At 70.6% G+C, this 17,745-nt stretch carries 19 protein-coding genes and 1 pseudogene; 18 read left to right on the top strand and 2 right to left on the bottom strand.

Going from position 1 to position 17,745, the window contains the following annotated elements:
- On the top strand, positions 1–1,389 hold the full coding sequence (locus tag ACZK5N_RS07595) for a 3-oxoacyl-ACP reductase (RefSeq protein WP_463624772.1): 1,389 nt from the start codon (positions 1–3) through the stop codon (positions 1,387–1,389).
- Positions 1,389–2,243, top strand: a complete 855-nt coding sequence (locus ACZK5N_RS07590; protein ID WP_463624771.1) for a MaoC family dehydratase — start codon at positions 1,389–1,391, stop codon at positions 2,241–2,243. Before ACZK5N_RS07595 ends, ACZK5N_RS07590 begins: the two co-directional genes overlap by 1 nt.
- A gap of 117 nt (positions 2,244–2,360) precedes the next feature.
- On the opposite strand, the gene ACZK5N_RS07585 is transcribed toward ACZK5N_RS07590, so the two are convergent.
- Positions 2,361–3,152, bottom strand: coding sequence for an endonuclease domain-containing protein (locus ACZK5N_RS07585; RefSeq protein WP_463624770.1), 792 nt, complete (start codon positions 3,150–3,152; stop codon positions 2,361–2,363).
- Between the two features lie 167 nt (positions 3,153–3,319).
- On the opposite strand from ACZK5N_RS07585, the gene purB reads away from it, so the two are divergent.
- The 12 genes and pseudogenes from purB to ACZK5N_RS07525 all read left to right on the top strand — a co-directional run bounded on the left by purB (position 3,320) and on the right by ACZK5N_RS07525 (position 14,177).
- Positions 3,320–4,750, top strand: coding sequence for an adenylosuccinate lyase (gene purB / locus ACZK5N_RS07580; RefSeq protein ID WP_463624769.1), 1,431 nt, complete (start codon positions 3,320–3,322; stop codon positions 4,748–4,750).
- A 55-nt stretch (positions 4,751–4,805) separates the two neighbouring features.
- Positions 4,806–5,447 (top strand): hypothetical protein, encoded by a 642-nt coding sequence (locus ACZK5N_RS07575; RefSeq protein ID WP_459017513.1) that lies wholly within the window; start codon positions 4,806–4,808, stop codon positions 5,445–5,447.
- 383 nt (positions 5,448–5,830) lie between these two features.
- Entirely contained in the window at positions 5,831–6,364 is a 534-nt protein-coding gene (locus ACZK5N_RS07570) for a hypothetical protein (protein WP_459017512.1), read from the top strand.
- Between the two features lie 116 nt (positions 6,365–6,480).
- Complete coding sequence (locus ACZK5N_RS07565) at positions 6,481–6,867, top strand: hypothetical protein (protein ID WP_459017511.1); 387 nt, start codon at positions 6,481–6,483, stop codon at positions 6,865–6,867.
- Between the two features lie 104 nt (positions 6,868–6,971).
- On the top strand, positions 6,972–8,639 hold the full coding sequence (locus ACZK5N_RS07560; RefSeq protein WP_459017510.1) for a nitrite/sulfite reductase: 1,668 nt from the start codon (positions 6,972–6,974) through the stop codon (positions 8,637–8,639).
- Positions 8,636–8,815, top strand: a complete 180-nt coding sequence (locus ACZK5N_RS07555; RefSeq protein ID WP_463624768.1) for a hypothetical protein — start codon at positions 8,636–8,638, stop codon at positions 8,813–8,815. Before ACZK5N_RS07560 ends, ACZK5N_RS07555 begins: the two co-directional genes overlap by 4 nt.
- Positions 8,808–9,527: a phosphoadenylyl-sulfate reductase gene (locus ACZK5N_RS07550; protein ID WP_463624767.1), complete on the top strand. Its 720-nt coding sequence runs from the start codon at positions 8,808–8,810 to the stop codon at positions 9,525–9,527. The genes ACZK5N_RS07555 and ACZK5N_RS07550 overlap by 8 nt, the downstream gene beginning before the upstream one ends.
- Positions 9,524–10,435, top strand: a complete 912-nt coding sequence (gene cysD, locus ACZK5N_RS07545; protein WP_459017507.1) for a sulfate adenylyltransferase subunit CysD — start codon at positions 9,524–9,526, stop codon at positions 10,433–10,435. The genes ACZK5N_RS07550 and cysD overlap by 4 nt, the downstream gene beginning before the upstream one ends.
- On the top strand, positions 10,435–11,727 hold the full coding sequence (gene cysN, locus ACZK5N_RS07540; protein ID WP_459017506.1) for a sulfate adenylyltransferase subunit CysN: 1,293 nt from the start codon (positions 10,435–10,437) through the stop codon (positions 11,725–11,727). The genes cysD and cysN overlap by 1 nt, the downstream gene beginning before the upstream one ends.
- A gap of 98 nt (positions 11,728–11,825) precedes the next feature.
- Positions 11,826–12,671: pseudogene (locus ACZK5N_RS07535) on the top strand (phosphoribosylaminoimidazolesuccinocarboxamide synthase); the annotation flags it as partial.
- A 40-nt stretch (positions 12,672–12,711) separates the two neighbouring features.
- Entirely contained in the window at positions 12,712–13,560 is an 849-nt protein-coding gene (locus tag ACZK5N_RS07530) for an aminotransferase class IV (RefSeq protein WP_463624766.1), read from the top strand.
- On the top strand, positions 13,557–14,177 hold the full coding sequence (locus ACZK5N_RS07525) for a DNA-3-methyladenine glycosylase (protein ID WP_463624765.1): 621 nt from the start codon (positions 13,557–13,559) through the stop codon (positions 14,175–14,177). Before ACZK5N_RS07530 ends, ACZK5N_RS07525 begins: the two co-directional genes overlap by 4 nt.
- Before the next feature lies 1 nt (position 14,178).
- Here the strand turns inward: ACZK5N_RS07525 and ACZK5N_RS07520 are convergent, their stop codons facing one another.
- Positions 14,179–15,351, bottom strand: a complete 1,173-nt coding sequence (locus tag ACZK5N_RS07520) for a pyridoxal phosphate-dependent aminotransferase (protein ID WP_463624764.1) — start codon at positions 15,349–15,351, stop codon at positions 14,179–14,181.
- Positions 15,352–15,457: 106 nt separating this feature from the next.
- Between ACZK5N_RS07520 and ACZK5N_RS07515 the strand changes: the two genes are divergently transcribed.
- From ACZK5N_RS07515 to purQ, 4 genes are read left to right on the top strand one after another with little or no spacing between them, the layout of a single operon-like run.
- On the top strand, positions 15,458–16,366 hold the full coding sequence (locus ACZK5N_RS07515; RefSeq protein ID WP_463624763.1) for a hypothetical protein: 909 nt from the start codon (positions 15,458–15,460) through the stop codon (positions 16,364–16,366).
- On the top strand, positions 16,363–16,728 hold the full coding sequence (locus ACZK5N_RS07510) for a GntR family transcriptional regulator (RefSeq protein WP_459017497.1): 366 nt from the start codon (positions 16,363–16,365) through the stop codon (positions 16,726–16,728). Before ACZK5N_RS07515 ends, ACZK5N_RS07510 begins: the two co-directional genes overlap by 4 nt.
- 49 nt (positions 16,729–16,777) lie before the next feature.
- Complete coding sequence (gene purS / locus ACZK5N_RS07505) at positions 16,778–17,017, top strand: phosphoribosylformylglycinamidine synthase subunit PurS (RefSeq protein ID WP_459017496.1); 240 nt, start codon at positions 16,778–16,780, stop codon at positions 17,015–17,017.
- On the top strand, positions 17,017–17,691 hold the full coding sequence (gene purQ / locus ACZK5N_RS07500) for a phosphoribosylformylglycinamidine synthase subunit PurQ (RefSeq protein WP_459017495.1): 675 nt from the start codon (positions 17,017–17,019) through the stop codon (positions 17,689–17,691). Before purS ends, purQ begins: the two co-directional genes overlap by 1 nt.
- Positions 17,692–17,745 lie beyond the last annotated feature (54 nt).

Raw genomic sequence — 17,745 nt, 5'->3', positions numbered from 1 at the left:
ATGAACGTGTTGGAGAAGCTGTACGGCACCCCTGCGGGGAAGTTCGTCGCGAGGAAGGCGGGGCTGGCGGAGCCGCCGACGCTGCGGCGCGGGCGGGTCATGCCGTCCGGGCCCGTCGTGTTGGGGGCTCTCGACGGCGGCGGCCTGGCGGGTTCCACCCTCGCCCAGTTGGGGGTGGCGCCGAGCGATGCGTTGCTCGACGTGCCCGAGGCGAGGACCAAGGATGAGAAGGGTCGCGATCAGGCGCCGCGCTACCCGGTGAAGCCGGGGGCGGTGGTCGTCGACGCCACCGGCGTGCGGGAGATCACCCAGCTGGAGGGCCTCCGTCGGGTCCTCCGTCCCGCGATGCGTGGGCTGGAGAACTCCGGGCGCGTGATCATCCTGGCCACGGATGCGCGCGATGTGACGGGGCTCGAGGCCAAGGCGGTGGCCCAAGGCATCGACGGGATCAACCGGACCGTGGGCAAGGAGCTGCGCGGGGGCGCGACCTCGAACCTGCTGTTCGTCCGGACGGGCACGACGGCCGCTGACCTGGCGTCGACCTTCTCGTTCCTGCTGGAAGGCCGCTCGGCGTTCGTGAGCGGCCAGACCTGGCGGGTGGGCCCGTCGAAGGACCCGCACGAGCTGACCGCCCGGCCGTTCGAGGGGCGCGTGGTCGTGGTCACCGGGGCGGCACGGGGCATCGGGGCCGCGATCGCGCGGACGTTCTCCAGGGACGGCGCGACGGTGGTGGCCGTCGACGTCCCAGCCACGGGAGACGCGCTGGCCAAGGTGGCCAACGAGATCGGCGGCTCGGCGTTGCAGCTGGACATCACAGTGCCCGATGCCGGGGCGAGGATGGCCGAGCACGTGGCGGGGGTGCGCGGCGAGTCGGCGCGGATCTGGGCCGTCGTCCACAACGCGGGCATCACCCGCGACAAGCTGCTGGCCAACCTCGACGAGAAGCGCTGGGCGTCGGTGCTCGACGTGAACCTCGCGGCCGAGATGCGGATCAACGAGTTTCTGCTCAGCCACGACGTGCCCGGCGGATTGGGAGCATCGGCGCGGATCGTCGGGATCGCGTCCACCTCGGGCGTGGCCGGCAACAAGGGCCAGACCAACTATGCGGCCTCGAAGGCCGGCGTGATGGGCCTGGTGTGGGCCATGCGGGACGAGCTCGCGGACCGGCCGGTCACCGTCAACGCCGTGGCGCCGGGCTTCATCGAGACGGAGATGACGGCGGCCATCCCGTTCGTGCAGCGGGAGATCTTCCGCCGGTCCAACTCGCTCACCCAGGGCGGCAACCCCGTCGACGTGGCGGAGACGCTGGCGTACCTGTGCGGGCCGGCCTCCGGCGGGGTCGACGGTCAGGTCATCCGCGTGTGCGGGCAGAATCTGGTGGGCGCCTGATGAGCCGCGACGTGAAGGTGCTGCCCTCCCTCCCCAAGGACGGCGGGCTGTTGCTCAAGGCCGTGGCGGGCCTGGCGAAGCGGCCCGGCGCCGTGGCATCGATGCCGGACCGGACCTTCATGGTGATGGACCACGCCGTCGACGTGTCGCGGCTGGCGGCCTACGCGCGGGTCACGGGATACGCGGTGCGCGACGCGATGCCGGCCACCTGGCTGCACGTACTGACGTTCCCCCTGCAGATGGCGATGATGGCAGCCGACGACTTCCCGCTCCCCCTGGCGGGCCTGGTGCACGTGAGCAACGAGATGACACTGCTGCGTCCGGTGGCGGTAGGGGAGCGGCTGCGTGTGTCGGTGCGCGCGGAGGGCCTGCGGTCGCACGCCAAGGGTGCGGTGTTCGACATGCGGGGCGAGGTCCATGTCGGCGACGATCTGGTCTGGAGCGGCTCGTCGGCCTACCTGGCGGGCGGGGCGAAGGTCGCCGGTGAGGTGGTGCCCGGCCTGCGCCTGGAGGCGCCTCAGGTGGCGCCGTCGCAGCAGTGGCGGTTGGGTCCGGATCTGGGGCGGCGGTACGCGGCGGTCTCGGGTGACTCCAACCCGATCCACCTCAGCCCCCTGACCGCCCGGCTGTTCGGCTTCCCGCGGCCCATCATCCACGGGATGTGGACGCATGCCAGGAGTGTCGCGGCGTTGGGCGGGCAGATCCCGGAGGCCTATACGGTGCGGGTCCAGTTCGCCAAGCCCATTCTGCTGCCGGGGAAGGTGTCGTTCGCGGCGGTCCGGGACGAGGCGGGCTGGCGATTCGCCGTCGTGAACGGGGAGGGGAAGCCGCACCTGGTGGGCGACCTGTCGTGAGCCCGTGCCGGATCGCGCGCCGTACAGGGCGGTGAATTGCACGTCGACGGTGCCGTCAATGAAGAGTGAGAATCCGGGGAAGTAGCCCTCCATGCGAGCCACCTCCCCGGATTCTCACTATGTACGCAAGGGCGAAGTCGGGGTGAGGTGCTCACCCGTCCGCAGTATGCGAAGCAACTTGGCGCTCGTCTTGCTCCAGGTCTTGTGGATCTGGCTGTAGCTCAACCTCAACGTCGAATAGCCCAGTTCGCGCGCGGCCAGATCCCGGCGTCGGTCCTCCCGATGATCGGTGTGGTGGGCGGCGCTGTCGCACTCGATGATCAGCGATCTGCCGACGAGCAGATCCACTGCCCCGACTCCTGCGATCTGGTGCTGAGAACGGACAGCAAAGCGGTGCTGCTGCAAGAACAGCCTGACCCGCGTCTCCGAGCCGGACCCCGCCTCCCCGTCGAAGAACTGCAAGGTGCGCTGCTTGTGGACCGAGGCCCCGCGGATCAGGGATTGTGCGTCGTCGGAGGACAGCATTGCCTTGTGGACGGCGGACTCGAGAACCATCAGGGCCTCCTCAGGAGTGTGATGCCGGATAACCTGGGCGAGGCATTCGCTCAGCGGAAAGAGACCTATCCTCGGCAATCTCCGAGGCGATCGATGCCAGGTCGAGCCCAGGGAGGCGGATCCCATGCCGATGATGAAGTGCGCCTCTGCGTGCTGGGGCGTCCAGAGGCCATGCACCTGGCAACCGCTCAAGCAGCCGACCCGGGCGCCAGCTGCGAGCGCCTCCAACTCCCACTGGTGAGCCTGGGGCGTGGCGAACCATCCCCTGGAGACTTTCCTGAGGCCGCCGTCGGCAATCGCCAACTCGATCCGGGCCGAGTCGTAGCCCAGGGTCGTGAGGTGCGCCTTGGACATGAGCCCGGGAAGGCTTGAGGGTGAGGAATCGGGGAGACGGACCTCTATCCGCTCCATCTCCCCGGAATCGCACTCGTTGTGTGGCGACTGGTTGGACACATCGCCATGGTGGGACGCTCGGGACCGGCTTTTCCGGTATCCACAGGGGAGTCCTAGGCTGTGGTGCCATGAGCGTCCCCAACGTCCTGGCCACCCGCTACGCCTCGCAGCAGATGCGCGACATCTGGGCCCCCGAGGCCAAGATCGTCTCCGAACGCAAGCTGTGGCTCGCCGTGCTGCGCGCGCAACGCGACCTCGGCGTCGACTTCGGCGGCGCTGACGCCGACGCGGTGATCGCGGCCTACGAGCGGGTCATCGACCAGGTGGACCTCGACTCCATCAACGCCCGCGAACGCATCACCCGCCATGACGTCAAGGCCCGCATCGAGGAGTTCAACGACCTCGCGGGGTTCGAGCACATCCACAAGGGCATGACCTCGCGCGACCTCACCGAGAACATCGAGCAGCTCCAGGTCCTGGACTCGCTGCGGACGGTCCGGATCCGGGTGGTCGCGGCCCTCGCGCAGCTCGCCCGCCTCGCCACCCGGTACGCCGACCAGCCGCTGACCGGCCGCTCGCACAACGTGGCCGCTCAGCTGACCACGCTGGGCAAGCGGTTCGCGACGGCGGCCGACGAGCTGCTCACGGGCCTGGCCCGCCTCGACGACCTCATTGCCCGCTACCCCGCCCGCGGGATCAAGGGCCCCGTCGGCACCGCTCAGGACATGCTCGACCTCCTCGGCGGCGACGCCGACAAGCTCGCCGAGCTTGAGCAGCGGATCGCCGACGAACTGGGCTTCGGCGCCGTCCTCACCTCGACGGGTCAGGTGTATCCGCGCTCGCTCGACTACGACGCCGTGACCGCGCTGGCGCAGGTCGCCGCGGCACCGTCGAATGTGGCCACCACCATCCGGCTCATGGCCGGCCTGGAGCTGGTCACGGAGGGGTTCAAGGAGGGGCAGGTGGGCTCCTCGGCCATGCCGCACAAGATGAACACACGCTCCTGCGAGCGCGTCAACGGCCTCGCCGTCGTGCTGCGCGGCTACGTGTCCATGGTGGGCGAGCTCGCCGGCGACCAGTGGAACGAGGGCGACGTCTCCTGCTCCGTGGTGCGACGCGTGGCGCTGCCGGACGCGTTCTTCGCCCTCGACGGCCTGTTCGAGACGTTCCTCACCGTGCTCGCCGACTTCGGCGCGTTCCCGGCGGTCATCGAGGCGGAGCTGGACCGGTACCTGCCCTTCCTCACCACCACCAAGGTGCTCATGGCGGCGGTGCGCAAGGGCGTGGGCCGTGAGGTGGCGCACGAGGCGATCAAGGAGCACGCCGTCGCAGTGGCGCTGGACCTCCGAGGCGGGGCGCGGGGCAACGACCTGCTCGCGCGCCTGGCGGCCGACGAGCGGCTGGGCCTGACCCGCGACGAACTCGACGCGCTCGTCGTCAGCCCGCTGGAATTGGCGGGGACGGCGCAGGCGCAGGTCGCGAGGGTCGCGGCGAGGGTGGCCGACGTGGTGGATGCGGACCCCGCGGCAGCGGCGTACCGGCCGGGTGCTGTGCTCTGAGAGTTGTCCACAATCGACTTCGGTGGATGGAGAAGTGACCCCCTGGCTTGATTGAATGGGCGTCGTCCCGATCGATCGGAGCGTCATGCGCCATCTCCTCGTAGCCCTCGCCGTGGTCGGCCTGACTGCCGGCTGTACCCCGGACCCTGAGCCCACGCAGGCGCCGAGTCCGACGGTGTCGCTGTCTCCGAGTGTCGCGGCTCCCAGTCCGTCCCCGACCCCCAGCCCGTCGCCGACGGTGGTCGAGTCCTTCGAGCCCGCGCCCCCGACGGAGACACCCGAGCAGGCGGAGGTCCGCGCAGCGTGGATGGAGTACTGGAGGATTCATCACAAGTTCACGGGCGACCCCTCGCTGAGTGACCTGACTGAAACGCAGCTGATCACTACCGGTGAGCAGCAGAACTTGATTCTTGACATAATCGGGCAACTTCGCGACGAGAAGATCAGGACATTGGGTGGCCTTCAGTTCAGATCAGTGCAGGTCGAGGCGCCAGCATCCGGCGATGAGGACGGAGTGAGGTCCGCGCTGGTGAGCTACTGCGTAGACCGTCGTCAGCTTCGTCTAGAGAACTACGAGACCGGCGAGACGATGTTGGCACCCGGAGCGCCGACGTTCGTTGAGCAGGCCGTGTTGGAGGCAGGTCTGGACGACCGTTGGCGAGTCGCGATGATCACCAACAAGGCTGCGGCATGCTGAGAGGACTGTTGATGCTCGTCATCGTTGCGATCCTAGCGACTGGGGCCAGTTGGAGTGCTCGAGCGGAATCGATTTGCACTGTGGCCAACCTGATCACCGCAAGTTGCGTCAAGTGGGTTGATCTTCCAGGCGGGGGCGACAAAGGCGGAAGAGCCGGGCCGGGGGCTGCGACGGCACAAGCTGGTGGCGAACGGACCTGTTCCTACGCGGGTAAGCAGATCTCCTGTCTGACGGCGTACGGGACGTGGAGTGGGGTGGCTCAGGGATGGTGCCGGGAAATGAGCCCACAGCCTCCGCTGACGGACCCGGCCTGGGGCTCGAACACCGATGGTGCGGTCTATTCCTGTGTGCGACCCAACGGCTCGATGGTGCCCGACCCCGGCATGACTTTCACACGCTGGCTTCCGGCGGCACCTGACCCCGTCAGCCGAGCAGATGCGGAGGCCGCCGCGCGGCGGGTGCTGGCGTCGATCGGCCTCGAAGCCATCGACATCGGCATGCAGCCTCGCGGGGATTCGGTCGAGCGGATGGGGTTCGTCGGCTGGGAGACCTGGCTCTGGGCCGACTCCCCGTCGGAGACGCAGTGGGGACCGGTGTCGAGATCGGCGACTGACTCGGGGATCGCGGTGACTCTGAACGCCCGAGCTGACGAGGTCACGTGGGACATGGGCGACGGCGCCACCGTGACGTGCGGGCGGGGCACGCCGTGGTCGTCGGCCAGAACCCAGGGCGGCAGGAACGTCGCCTCACCTGACTGCGGCCACGTCTACGACGAGGACGGGCGCTACACCGTCACCGCGACCTCGGGGTGGTCGGTGACCTGGTCCGCCGCCGGCTTCACGGGCACGCTGCCGCTGCGGTTGAGCCGCTCCGCGGACGTCATCATCGGTGAGGTTCAGGCGGTGACAGTCCGGTGAACGGGGGCTGCGCGCCGGCCGGAGACGCGCCCCGCCGTCGCCTGAAGCACCGCGGGTCGTCCCGGCGAGCCACCTCGTCGAGCCACGAACGCCGCGACCCTCGCGGCCAACGCGGCATGGCGCTCTCCGTCTGGACCTCCGTCTCGCTTCCGGCGTTCATCATCGCCGTCGGCCTCGGCGTGGACTTCGCCGGGCATGCCGCCGCCGAGCAGGAGGCGCGTGCGGTCGCTGCCCAGGCAGCAAGAGCCGCGACCCACGAGCTCCGGGTCACACCGGCTGGCGCGACACTCGATGCCGCGGCGGCCAAGCGTGAGGCCGTGGGCTTCGCCCGCGCGGCCGGCCTGGCGGCCACGGCGACGGTCGAGGGCGGAGATCGTGCCCGCGTCACCATCCGGGGATCGTACGAGACCCTGTTCCTGGGCGTCATCGGTGTCAACAGCATCCCGGTGGTGGTGGAGGGCACCGCCCGCGCGGTCACCACCGTCGACGGCGCGGAGGCCTGAGCAGGAACCTGTTCGCCCATGGCGATCAGGGGCCCTCGCCGGGAATGACCGGCCGCATCGCCACGTTGGGGGGAGCAGTAAGGGCCCCCGACGAAGGACCGACGATGACCGAAGCGGTAACCCGCCCCAAGCGCAACCAGGCCACCGGCGCCTGGGCCGATGGCGACAGGACGCCGCTCAACCCCAACGAGGTGTTCAAGCAGGCCGACGACGGCCTCAACGTCCGCGCCCGGATCGAGGACGTCTACTCCAAGGAGGGTTTCGCCAGCATCACGCCTGACGACCTGCGCGGCCGGATGCGCTGGTGGGGCCTCTACACGCAGCGCAAGCCCGGCGTCGACGGCGGCAAGACCGCGACCCTCGCGCCCGAGGAACTCGACGACGAGTTCTTCATGATGCGTGTCCGCTCCGACGGAGGCGCCCTGAACAACGAGCAGCTGCGCGTCATCGCGGGCATTTCCACCGAGTTCGCCCGCGACACGGCGGACATCTCGGACCGCCAGAACATCCAGCTGCACTGGATCCGCGTGGAGGACGTGCCGGAGATCTGGCGGCGCCTCGAGGCCGTGGGCCTCACGACGGCGGAGGCCTGCGGCGACACCCCCCGCGTCATCCTCGGCTCACCGGTGGCGGGCATCGCCGCCAACGAGATCGTCGACGGCACCCCGGCCGTGCAGACCATCCTGGACAACTACATCGGCAGCCCGGAGTTCTCCAACCTGCCCCGCAAGTTCAAGACGGCCATCTCCGGTAGCCCCAATCTCGACGTGGCGCACGAGGTCAACGACGTCTCGTTCGTCGGCGTCGTCCACCCCGAGCACGGGCCCGGCTTCGACCTCTGGGTGGCCGGGGGCCTCTCCACCAACCCGATGTTCGCGCAGCGTCTCGGCGCGTGGGTGTCGCTGGAGGAGATCCCCGAGGTGTGGAAGGGCGTCATCTCGATCTTCCGCGATTACGGTTACCGGCGTCTCCGCAACCGCGCGCGCCTCAAGTTCCTCATGGCCGACTGGGGGCCGGAGAAGTTCCGCAGCATCCTGGAGACCGAGTACCTCGGCCGCACCCTGACCGACGGGCCGCCGCAGGACGCGACGAGCCTCCGCCGCGACCACGTGGGCGTCAACCCGCAGGCCGACGGCGCCTTCTGGGTGGGCGTCGCCCCCATCGCGGGCCGCGTGTCCGGCACGCGCCTCGCGCGCATCGCCGACCTCGCCGCCCAGCACGGCTCGGGACGCGTCCGGCTCACCCCGCACCAGAAGCTGCTCGTCCTCGACGTGCCCGGCGACAACGTCGAGGCACTCGTGGAGGCGCTCGACGCCGAGGACCTGCCCGCGCGGCCCTCGGAGTTCCGCCGGGGCGTAATGGCCTGCACCGGCATCGAATACTGCAAGCTCGCCCTCGTCGAGACGAAGGCCCGCGCCCGGCTCATCGTCGAGGAGCTCGAGGCCCGGCTCCCGACGTTCGACGTGCCCTTCAGCATCCACGTCAACGGCTGCCCCAACGCGTGCGCCCGCACTCAGGTGGCCGACGTCGGTCTCAAGGGCATGGTGCAGACCGACGCCGAGGGCAACCTCGTCGAGCTGTTCCAGGTGCACCTCGGTGGAGGGCTGGGCGCCACGCCACAGCTGGCCCGCAAGACGCGGGCGCTGAAGGTGGCGGCCCCGGACCTGCCCGATTACATCGAGCGCCTCGCCCGCACCTTCCTCGCCCACCGCGACGGCGACGAGCCGTTCGCGCAGTGGGCCCACCGTGCCGACGAGGAGCTCCTGCGATGAGCGCCGTGATCTTCCACTGCCCGTTCTGCGCCGAGGAGGACCTGCGGCCCGTCGAGGAGCCGAGCGGGGCGTGGCACTGCCTCGCCTGCGCCCGCGTGTTCTCCGTGACCCAGCATCGGGTGGCCACCGAACACATCCCCGCCCGGATCGCCGAGGAGGAGGCCGACCATGGATGACCTGCACGCCATCGCCGACGAGGCCAACGCGCGGTTCACCGCGCTGGAGGCCGACCCCGCCTACGCCGGCCACCTCGGCAGGGTGAAGCTCAGCCGCGAGGTGCTGCACTGGGCCGAGGAGACCTTCGGCTCAGACGTCACCGTCGCGTCGTCGATGGGCGACGAGGTGCTGGTGGAGCTCATCGCCCAGTCCGCGCCCAGCCTGGACGTGTTCTTCCTCGACACCGGCTACCACTTCGCCGAGACGCTGGAGACCCGCGACCACTACGCCGAACGCGTTCAGATCCGCACCATCCTGCCGCTGCTCAGCGTCAACGAGCAGGACGCGCAGTACGGCGCCAAGCTCCACGACCGCGACCCCGACCTCTGCTGCGCCATGCGCAAGGTGGAGCCCCTCAACCGGGCCATCGCCGGCCACAAGGCCTGGGTGACGGGAATGCGCCGCGTCGACGCGCCAACCCGCACCGACATCACGCTGGTGGGCTTCGACGAGAAGCGGCGCATCGTCAAGCTCAACCCGATCGCGGCGTGGGACGACGACGACGTGGAGCGGTTCGCGTTCGAGGAGGACGTCCACATGAACCCGCTGCGCGAGCGCGGGTACGCGTCCATCGGCTGCGCGCCCTGCACGCGCCCCGTCGCGCCCGGAGAAGACCCCAGAGCCGGCCGTTGGGCCGGGAAGAACAAGACCGAATGCGGACTCCACACATGACATTGCCCCCCGAATACACGCTGGACCACCTGGATCACCTGGAGTCCGAGGCCATCCACATCTTCCGCGAGGTGGAGGGCGAGTTCGAGCGCCCCGTCATCCTGTTCAGCGGCGGCAAGGACTCCGTCGTCATGCTGCACCTGGCGCTCAAGGCGTTCGCGCCCGCGTCGCTGCCGTTCGCGCTGCTGCACGTCGACACCGGGCACAACTTCCCGGAGGTGCTGACCTACCGCGACGACACCGTCGCCCGCATCGGTGCCCGGCTCCACGTGGCCAAGGTGCAGGACTACATCGACGACGGCCGCCTCCGCGAGCGCCCAGACGGCACGCGCAACCCGCTGCAGACCGTCCCGCTGCTGGACGCCATCGAGGAAGGTCGCTTCGACGCCGTCTTCGGCGGCGGCCGCCGCGACGAGGAGAAGGCCCGGGCCAAGGAGCGGGTGTTCTCCCTGCGCGACGCGTTCGGCGCCTGGGACCCCCGCCGCCAGCGCCCGGAACTGTGGGACCTGTACAACGGCAAGCACTCGCCCGGTGAGCACGTCCGGGTGTTCCCGTTGTCGAACTGGACCGAGCTGGACATCTGGCGCTACATCGAGCGCGAGAACATCGCGCTGCCCAGCCTCTACTACTCGCACGAGCGGGAGGTGTTCCCGCGCGACGGCATGTGGCTGGCCGCGGGGGAGTGGGGCGGCCCGAAGCCGGGCGAAGCCCTGGAGGTCCGCACGGTCCGCTACCGCACCGTCGGCGACATGAGCTGCACGGGCGCCGTCGAGTCCGACGCGGCCGATGTCGCGGGAGTGATCCTGGAGGTCGCGGCGTCGCGGATCACCGAGCGCGGAGCCACCCGCGCAGACGACAGGCTGTCCGAGGCCGCCATGGAAGACCGCAAGAAGCAGGGGTATTTCTGATGACGCACGACCTCCTCCGGCTCGCCACCGCCGGCTCCGTCGACGACGGCAAGTCCACGCTGGTGGGGCGCCTGCTCTACGACACCAAGTCAGTTCTGGCCGATCAGCTCGACGCGGTGGAGCGGGTGTCGCGGGAACGCGGCCTTGAGGGCGCGGACCTGGCGCTGCTCACCGACGGCCTCCGCGCCGAGCGCGAACAGGGCATCACCATCGACGTGGCCTACCGCTACTTCTCCACCGCCAACCGCTCCTACGTGCTCGCCGACACCCCCGGCCACGTGCAGTACACGCGCAACATGGTCACCGGCGCCTCCACGGCCGAGCTCGCACTGATCCTGGTCGACGCGCGGCACGGCGTGGTCGAGCAGACGCGCCGGCACGTCGCGGTCACGGGGCTCCTGGGCGTGCGTCACGTGGCGGTCGCGGTGAACAAGATGGATCTGGTGGAGTGGAGCCAGGAGCGCTACGAGGAGATCGTCGCCGACGCGCGGGCCCTGGCGTCGCGGTTCGACATCGAGGATGTGGTGGCGGTGCCGCTGTCGGCGCTGCTGGGCGACAACGTCGTGGACCGCTCCGCCAACACCCCCTGGTACGACGGGCCCACGCTCCTGGAGCACCTCGAAGCCGTTCCTGTGGGCAGGGATCCAGCCGCGCAGCCCCTGCGGTTCCCGGTCCAGGTGGTGCTCCGCCCGCAGACGGGCCAGCACCGTGATTACCGCGGCTACGCAGGCCGGCTGGCCGCCGGCGTCGTGCACGTGGGCGACGAGGTGGCCGTGTTGCCCGGCGGGCGGACCACCACCGTCGTCGGGATCGACCAGGGGCAGGCCGACGGGTCTGTTCGGGAGCTGCGGGTGGCGTTCGCGCCGCAGTCCGTGACACTGCGGTTGGCCGACGACATCGACATCTCGCGGGGTGATCTGTTCGCGGAGCCCGAGCGTCGCGGCTACGTGACCAGGTCCGTGGGCGGAACCATCTGCGTGTTGTCGGAGCGGCCGGTCCGCCCACGCGACCGGGTGCTGTTGCGCGCCGGCACCAGGACGGTCCGGGCCATGGTGGAGGAGATCATCGACCAGCTGGACATCGACACCGTCGAGTACCGTCGCGCCCCGCAGGAGCTACGCCTCAACGACATCGGCCGCGTCCGGGTCCGGCTGGCCGACGACCTGCCCATCGACGACTATCGCGAGCTCCGCCGCACCGGCGCGTTCCTGCTCATCGACGACGCCGACGGCTCCACCCTGGCCGCCGGCATGGCCGACGCCCCGGACCGCTACGCGGGCGCCGACATCTGACCCCATCAGGGGTCGCAGGGTTGTGCCGGTCGAAGTGCCTGGTCGGTCCCCCACGGCCCCGTGGCGCTAGGCTGGGTCCCGTGAGTCAGTACGGAGACCTGGTCAACCTTCCGCTCCGCCACGCCGGCAAGGTGCGCGAGCTGTACACCGTCGACGACGGCGGCGTCGAGCGGATCCTCATGGTGGCCACGGACAACATCTCGGCCTATGACCATGTGCTCAGCACCCCCATCCCGGACAAGGGTGCGATCCTCACCCAGCTCAGCCTGTGGTGGTTCGACCAGCTGGCGGACCTCGTCGGCAACCACGTGGTGTCGACGGAGGTGCCAGCCGCGGTGGACGGTCGCGCGACGCTCGTCGAGGCGTTGGACATGGTGGAGGTGGAGTGCGTGGCCCGCGGCTACCTCACCGGATCCGGATGGGCCGAGTACCAGGTGTCGCGGACGGTGTGCGGAGTTCCCCTGCCGGAGGGCCTGCGTGACGGGGACAGGCTGCCGGCGCCCATCTTCACGCCAGCCATCAAGGCGCCGCTGGGCGAGCACGACGAGAACGTCGACTTCGCCACGATCGCCCGTCTGCACGGCGACGAACTGGCCGCGCAGCTACGGGAGCTGACGCTGGCGATCTACGCCCGGGCGCAGCGCATCGCCGCCGGGCGCGGCATCATCCTGGCAGATACCAAGGTCGAGTTCGGCCGCCGCGCCGACGGCACGCTCGTACTCGCCGACGAGGTCCTGACCCCGGACTCGTCAAGGTTCTGGGACGCGTCGGCGTGGGAGCCGGGGGAGTCCCTGCCAAGCTTCGACAAGCAGTACGTCCGGGACTGGCTGGCCAAGGAGTCGGGCTGGGACAAGGCGTCCGACACGCCCCCTCCGCCCCTGCCGGACCACGTCGTGGCCGCTACCCGGGAGCGCTACCTGGAGGCGTTCCGTCGCCTCACCGGCCGCGAGTTCGCCCCCGCGGCCAGGGCGTAATCTCGTGGGCATGACCAGCGCCATGCTCGCCCTCCTCGACGGCACCCTCGTCGACCCCAGCCGCCCGATCGTCCGCGCCGACGACCAGGGCGTGGTCCGCGGCGACGGCGTGTTCGACGCCCTGCTGGCCAGTTTCGGCCGCGCACATCAGCTCGACGAGCACCTCGACCGCCTGGCCGCCTCCGCGCGCCTCCTGGACCTGCCGGCGCCGGACGAGGCCGGCTACCGGCGGGCCGTCGCCGCGATCCTCGCGGCCTGGGACTGGGCCGCCGAGCCGGAGGCCGTGCTGAGGGTCATCCAGACCCGGGGGCCCGAGGGTCTCGACGAGCCCAACGGCTGGGTGATGGCGGCCCCGCTCGACGACGCCACGAAGCGCGAGCGAATCCACGGCGTGCGCGTGCTGCTGCTGGACCGCGGGTTCGAGGGCGCAGACATCGCTCCGATGCCGTGGCTTCTGCCCGGCGCCAAGTCCCTGTCCTACGGCGTCAACATGGCCGCCAAGCGCTACGCCAAGGCCAAAGGCGCAGACGACGTCATCTTCATCACCCCGTCCGGTGCCCTGCTCGAGGGCCCGACCTCCAGTGTGGTGCTCGACATCGACGGCGTCCTCGTCACGCCACCGCTGCACGGGATCCTGCGCTCCATCACCATCGCCGAGCTGCTCGACAAGGCGCCTGATGCCGGCCTCGACGTCGAGGTGGAGACGCTGACCCGCTACGACCTGGAGCGCTGCCGGGGTGCGTGGCTGCTGTCGAGCGGCCGGATCGTTGCGAGCATCACCCACGTCGACGGCGTCCCCATGCCGACGTCGACGCTCGGCCCAGCGCTCGTCGACCTGCTCACCCCGCGCCCCGAGTGATACTGGTCCCGCCCGCCGCCTCCTACCCCGAACTGCCCGCCCGTGCTGTCCGGCTGCTGGAGGCCGTCGCCCGCGAGGCGCGCGCGCTCCTGGGCGGCAGCCTCACCGTCGACCGTGACGGCGAGCGGGTGACGCTGCGCATCACCGAGGTCGAGGCCTACGGCGGCGGCTACGACCCGGCCTCGCACGCCTACCGCGGGCCATCGGCCCGCAACGCCGCCATGTTCGGCCCGCCACGCCACGCCTACGTGTACCGGCACATGGGACTGCACACCTGCTTCAACGCGGTGGTCGCCGTCGACGGCACACCCACGGGGGTGCTGATCCGGGCCGGTGAGGTGATCGAGGGGGTCGCGATCGCGCGGACGCGGCGTGCCGCGGCGGGGGTCACCCGCCGGGACACGGACCTGGCGGCCGGGCCCGCCCGCCTCACCGTCGCGATGGGCATTACGCTCGCCGACGCGGGCGCTCCCCTCGACGGCTCGACCGGCCTCCTGCTCAGCCCCCGTGCGGGGGGCGAACCCGGTATCGCCGTCGGCCCGCGCATCGGGGTGGGCAGGGCGGCGGACTTCCCCCTGCGGTTCTGGATCGACGGGGACCCCACCGTCTCCCGGTAGCTCAGCCCTGGAACGCGACGATCCGCTCGACGGCCTCGGCGATCGCCGCTCTCCCGGCCGCGAAGCTGATCCGCACCGTCCGGCCGCCGAGGCGGGCGTCGAAGTCGCGCCCCGGCGTCACCGCGACACCGGTGGCCTCCAGCAGTGCCGACGCGTACGCCGCCGAGGTGCCCCACCGGTCCAGCTGGGGACCCAGGTCGGCGTAGTAGTAGAACGCGCCGTCGGCCGGCGCCGCGACACCCCACGCCAGGCGTCCGGCGTTGTCCAGCAGCACCGCGCGGGCGGCGGCGAAGTCGGCCACGGCCGCGTCGCACTCGGCGTAGGAGGCGTCGTCGAACGCCCGAAGTGCCGCGTGCTGCGCGGGGGCGGGTGGGCACAGGGCGAGGTTCCCGGCCAACGCGTCGACGGCGCCCACCAGGTCCTCCGGCAGCACCAGCCAGCCGAGCCGCCAGCCCGTCATGCCCCAGTACTTGCTGAACGACGACACCACGACGGCCTCGCTGCCGAGTTCGAGGGCGGAGGTCCCCCGGTCGCCCCCCACGGGGTACGTGACGCCGTGATAGATCTCATCGCTGATCAGCCGCACGCCGTGCGCGTCACACCACTCAACGAGCGCGGCCAGCTCGTCGCGGCTCACCATGGTCCCGGTCGGGTTGGCCGGGGAGGCGAGGATCAGCCCGGCCAGGGGCCCCTCCCGGTGCGCGGCGGACAGCAGGTCGACGGTGGGCTGGAACCTGACCTCGGGGCCACAGTCGATGTCCACCACTTCGCATCCCAACGACTTCAGGATGTTGCGGTAGGCGGGGTACCCGGGGCGAGCGAGCGCCACCCGGTCGCCGGCCTCGAAGGCGGCCAGGAACGCGAGCAGGAATCCGCCGGAGGAGCCGGTGGTGAGCGCGACGCGATCCGGGGAGAGATGCACCCCGTACCACCGTCGATAGTGCGCGGCCAGCGCCTCGCGCAGCGGCCGGATCCCGAGCGCCGGGGTGTAGCCGAAGGGTCGGCCCTCGGCATGCAGCCGGGCCGCCTCGGCGTTGACGGCCGACGGCGCACCGCCGGCGGGTTCTCCGGCGCAGAGTGAGATGACGTCTCGCCCGGCGGCGCGCAGCGTCGCGACGCGGTCCAGCACGGTCATCACCTCGAACGGTGGGACGGCGGAGCGCGACGACGGCATGGCGCTCAGGGTAGCCCGCGGGCTCCGATCGTGTTGTGTCAAGATGTTGACACATGGTCCGCCGGACGCTAGTTTTGTGTCACCTACATGATACAAGGAGGGCGCCGTGGCCGCCTCAGGACTCTTATCGCTGGTACTGCTGCCGCTGGCCGTCCTGGTGGCGCTCGCCGCCGCTCTGCTCCTGGGACGCAGGCGGGCCCGTTCGCTCGCGTTCGACGAGGCGGTCTACCCCGGACTGAGGTCACTGCGTCGTGCGACCATCGGGTGGCGGGTGATCGGGTTGGTCGTCGGCGCGGCGGTGGCGGTGGCCGCCGTGTCGTTCGGGCACCTGCGCCCCTACGCCTTCGCTGCGCCGCTGCTGGCCGCTACCGCCGTCGTGAGCGCCATCGTCGTCGGCCAGCGCAGCGTCTACAAGGCGGCGCGCGTCCGGGGCAGCGCCGGGGTCGAACACCGGCGCTTGCGCGACTACCTCCCGGCGGCCCTGAGCAGGTGGGTGGCCTGCCTGCTGGCGCTCCTCCTCACCGCGGCTCTCTTTTCGACACTGGCGGCCTCGCCCGATGACATGGGCCGCGCCGGGCGTGCCGTGGCGGCCTGGTGGACCCAGGGCGACGGCGGAGCCGAGGGCGTCTTCGGCTCGCTGCGGAGCCCGTACCCGGGCAGCTACTACACCATCTGGGTGAGCATCGCGCTCGTGCTGCTGCTGGTGGCGGCGGGCATCGGCCTCGTCATGACGGTGCGGCGTCCGCGCAACGGCGCTGACGCGGAACTCGTGCGGGTCGACGACGCCCTGCGCCGGATCACCGCGGAGGGGATCGTCGCCGGCCTCGGCGTCGGCGTCAGCGGCGCGGCGTTTGCCATCCTGCTCGTCGGGGGCATGGACTTGGTGCAGCTCGCGCCAGTCCCCACCGTCACCGCAGCCGGGGTGGTGAGCCTCCTCGGAGCCTTCGTGGCGCTCGCGGGTCTCCTCGGCGCCGGCGTCATCCTCCTCGTGCCGCGCGACGGCGGTGCCCGATGACCGTCTCGCTGCGCGTGGACTCCGCCGATCCCACGCCACCGTATGAGCAGATGCGGAGACAACTCGCCGGGCTCATCCGCACGGGCACCCTGGCCTCGGGGACGAGGCTGCCGACGGTCAGGCAGCTGGCCCAAGACCTCGGCCTGGCTCCAGGGACCGTGATGCGGACGTATCGGGAGCTCGAGGCGGACGGGCTAGTGGCGAGCCGGCGGGTCCAGGGCACCGTGGTGACCGGGGCGGTCGGGGCCATGGACCAGAGGTTGGCGGTGCTCGCGGCGAGGTTCGTCGAGGAGGCGGGGCGCCTCGGCGCCGGACACGCCGAGATCCGCGCCGCCGTCGACGTGGCACTGTCGCGGGGCTGACGCTGTCCGGCGTCGTCGCGCGCGGACGCCGTGGGCTAGGATCCGTGCCATGCCACGCGTCGTCGTCAACGTCATGCCGAAGCCCGAGATCCTGGATCCGCAGGGGAAGGCCGTCACCGGCGCCCTCAGGCGGCTGGGATTCGACGGGCTCACCGTCCGTCAGGGCAAGCGGTTCGAGATCGAGGTCGACGGCGAGGTCACGCCCGAGGTGCTCGCGCAGATCGGCGAGGCGGCGGAGAAGCTGCTGGCCAACACGGTCATCGAGTCGTTCGACGTGGTGGCCGGCTGATGCCTCGCATCGGCGTCGTCACGTTCCCAGGGTCGCTGGACGACCACGATGCGCTCCGCGCCGTCCGGCTGACGGGGAGCGAGGCCGTGCCGTTGTGGCATGGGTCGGACTCCATCGACGGCGTGGACGCCATCATCCTGCCCGGCGGCTTCTCCTACGGCGACTACCTGCGTTGCGGCGCCATCGCACGTTTCAGCCCCGTGATGAGCACGGTCATCGACGCGGCCAACCAGGGCATGCCGGTCCTCGGGATCTGCAACGGCTTCCAGCTCCTCTGCGAGGCGCACCTCCTGGAGGGCGCGATGATCCGCAACGTGGGCCAGCACTTCATCTGCCGCGACGTGCGCCTGCGCGTCGAGACCATCGACACCACGTGGACATGCGCCTTCGACAAGGGCGACGAGATCACGATCGCGCTGAAGAACGGCGAGGGCAACTACCAGGCTTCGCCCGAGACGCTGCGCAAGCTGGAGGACAACGACCAGGTGGTCTTCCGCTACCTGGACAACCCCAACGGCTCGGCCAACGACATCGCGGGCATCACCAACGAGCGGGGCAACGTGGTCGGCCTCATGCCGCACCCTGAGCACAACGTCGAGGAGCTGACCAGCCCGACTCTCGACGGCCGCCCGTTCTTCGAGTCCGTGCTGCAGTTCCTCTCCGTCCGAGTCTGAGGGCCACCGGTCCGCGAACGTCGGCGCGTTGCCCACGCGCAGGCGTGCGACGGT

It is taken from the genome of Tessaracoccus pujii (assembly GCF_055326215.1).
This window is presented reverse-complemented; position numbering and strand designations above follow the sequence as displayed.

Bases quoted from the DNA above. Each gene is read 5' to 3' on its own strand.
- ACZK5N_RS07595 (WP_463624772.1), top strand. From the start codon at position 1: ATGAACGTGTTGGAGAAGCTGTACGGCACCCCTGCGGGGAAGTTCGTC.
- ACZK5N_RS07590 (WP_463624771.1), top strand. From the start codon at position 1,389: ATGAGCCGCGACGTGAAGGTGCTGCCCTCCCTCCCCAAGGACGGCGGG.
- ACZK5N_RS07585 (WP_463624770.1), bottom strand. From the start codon at position 3,152: ATGTCCAAGGCGCACCTCACGACCCTGGGCTACGACTCGGCCCGGATC.
- purB (WP_463624769.1), top strand. From the start codon at position 3,320: ATGAGCGTCCCCAACGTCCTGGCCACCCGCTACGCCTCGCAGCAGATG.
- ACZK5N_RS07575 (WP_459017513.1), top strand. From the start codon at position 4,806: ATGGGCGTCGTCCCGATCGATCGGAGCGTCATGCGCCATCTCCTCGTA.
- ACZK5N_RS07570 (WP_459017512.1), top strand. From the start codon at position 5,831: ATGACTTTCACACGCTGGCTTCCGGCGGCACCTGACCCCGTCAGCCGA.
- ACZK5N_RS07565 (WP_459017511.1), top strand. From the start codon at position 6,481: ATGGCGCTCTCCGTCTGGACCTCCGTCTCGCTTCCGGCGTTCATCATC.
- ACZK5N_RS07560 (WP_459017510.1), top strand. From the start codon at position 6,972: ATGACCGAAGCGGTAACCCGCCCCAAGCGCAACCAGGCCACCGGCGCC.
- ACZK5N_RS07555 (WP_463624768.1), top strand. From the start codon at position 8,636: ATGAGCGCCGTGATCTTCCACTGCCCGTTCTGCGCCGAGGAGGACCTG.
- ACZK5N_RS07550 (WP_463624767.1), top strand. From the start codon at position 8,808: ATGGATGACCTGCACGCCATCGCCGACGAGGCCAACGCGCGGTTCACC.
- cysD (WP_459017507.1), top strand. From the start codon at position 9,524: ATGACATTGCCCCCCGAATACACGCTGGACCACCTGGATCACCTGGAG.
- cysN (WP_459017506.1), top strand. From the start codon at position 10,435: ATGACGCACGACCTCCTCCGGCTCGCCACCGCCGGCTCCGTCGACGAC.
- ACZK5N_RS07530 (WP_463624766.1), top strand. From the start codon at position 12,712: ATGACCAGCGCCATGCTCGCCCTCCTCGACGGCACCCTCGTCGACCCC.
- ACZK5N_RS07520 (WP_463624764.1), bottom strand. From the start codon at position 15,351: ATGCCGTCGTCGCGCTCCGCCGTCCCACCGTTCGAGGTGATGACCGTG.
- ACZK5N_RS07510 (WP_459017497.1), top strand. From the start codon at position 16,363: ATGACCGTCTCGCTGCGCGTGGACTCCGCCGATCCCACGCCACCGTAT.
- purS (WP_459017496.1), top strand. From the start codon at position 16,778: ATGCCACGCGTCGTCGTCAACGTCATGCCGAAGCCCGAGATCCTGGAT.
- purQ (WP_459017495.1), top strand. From the start codon at position 17,017: ATGCCTCGCATCGGCGTCGTCACGTTCCCAGGGTCGCTGGACGACCAC.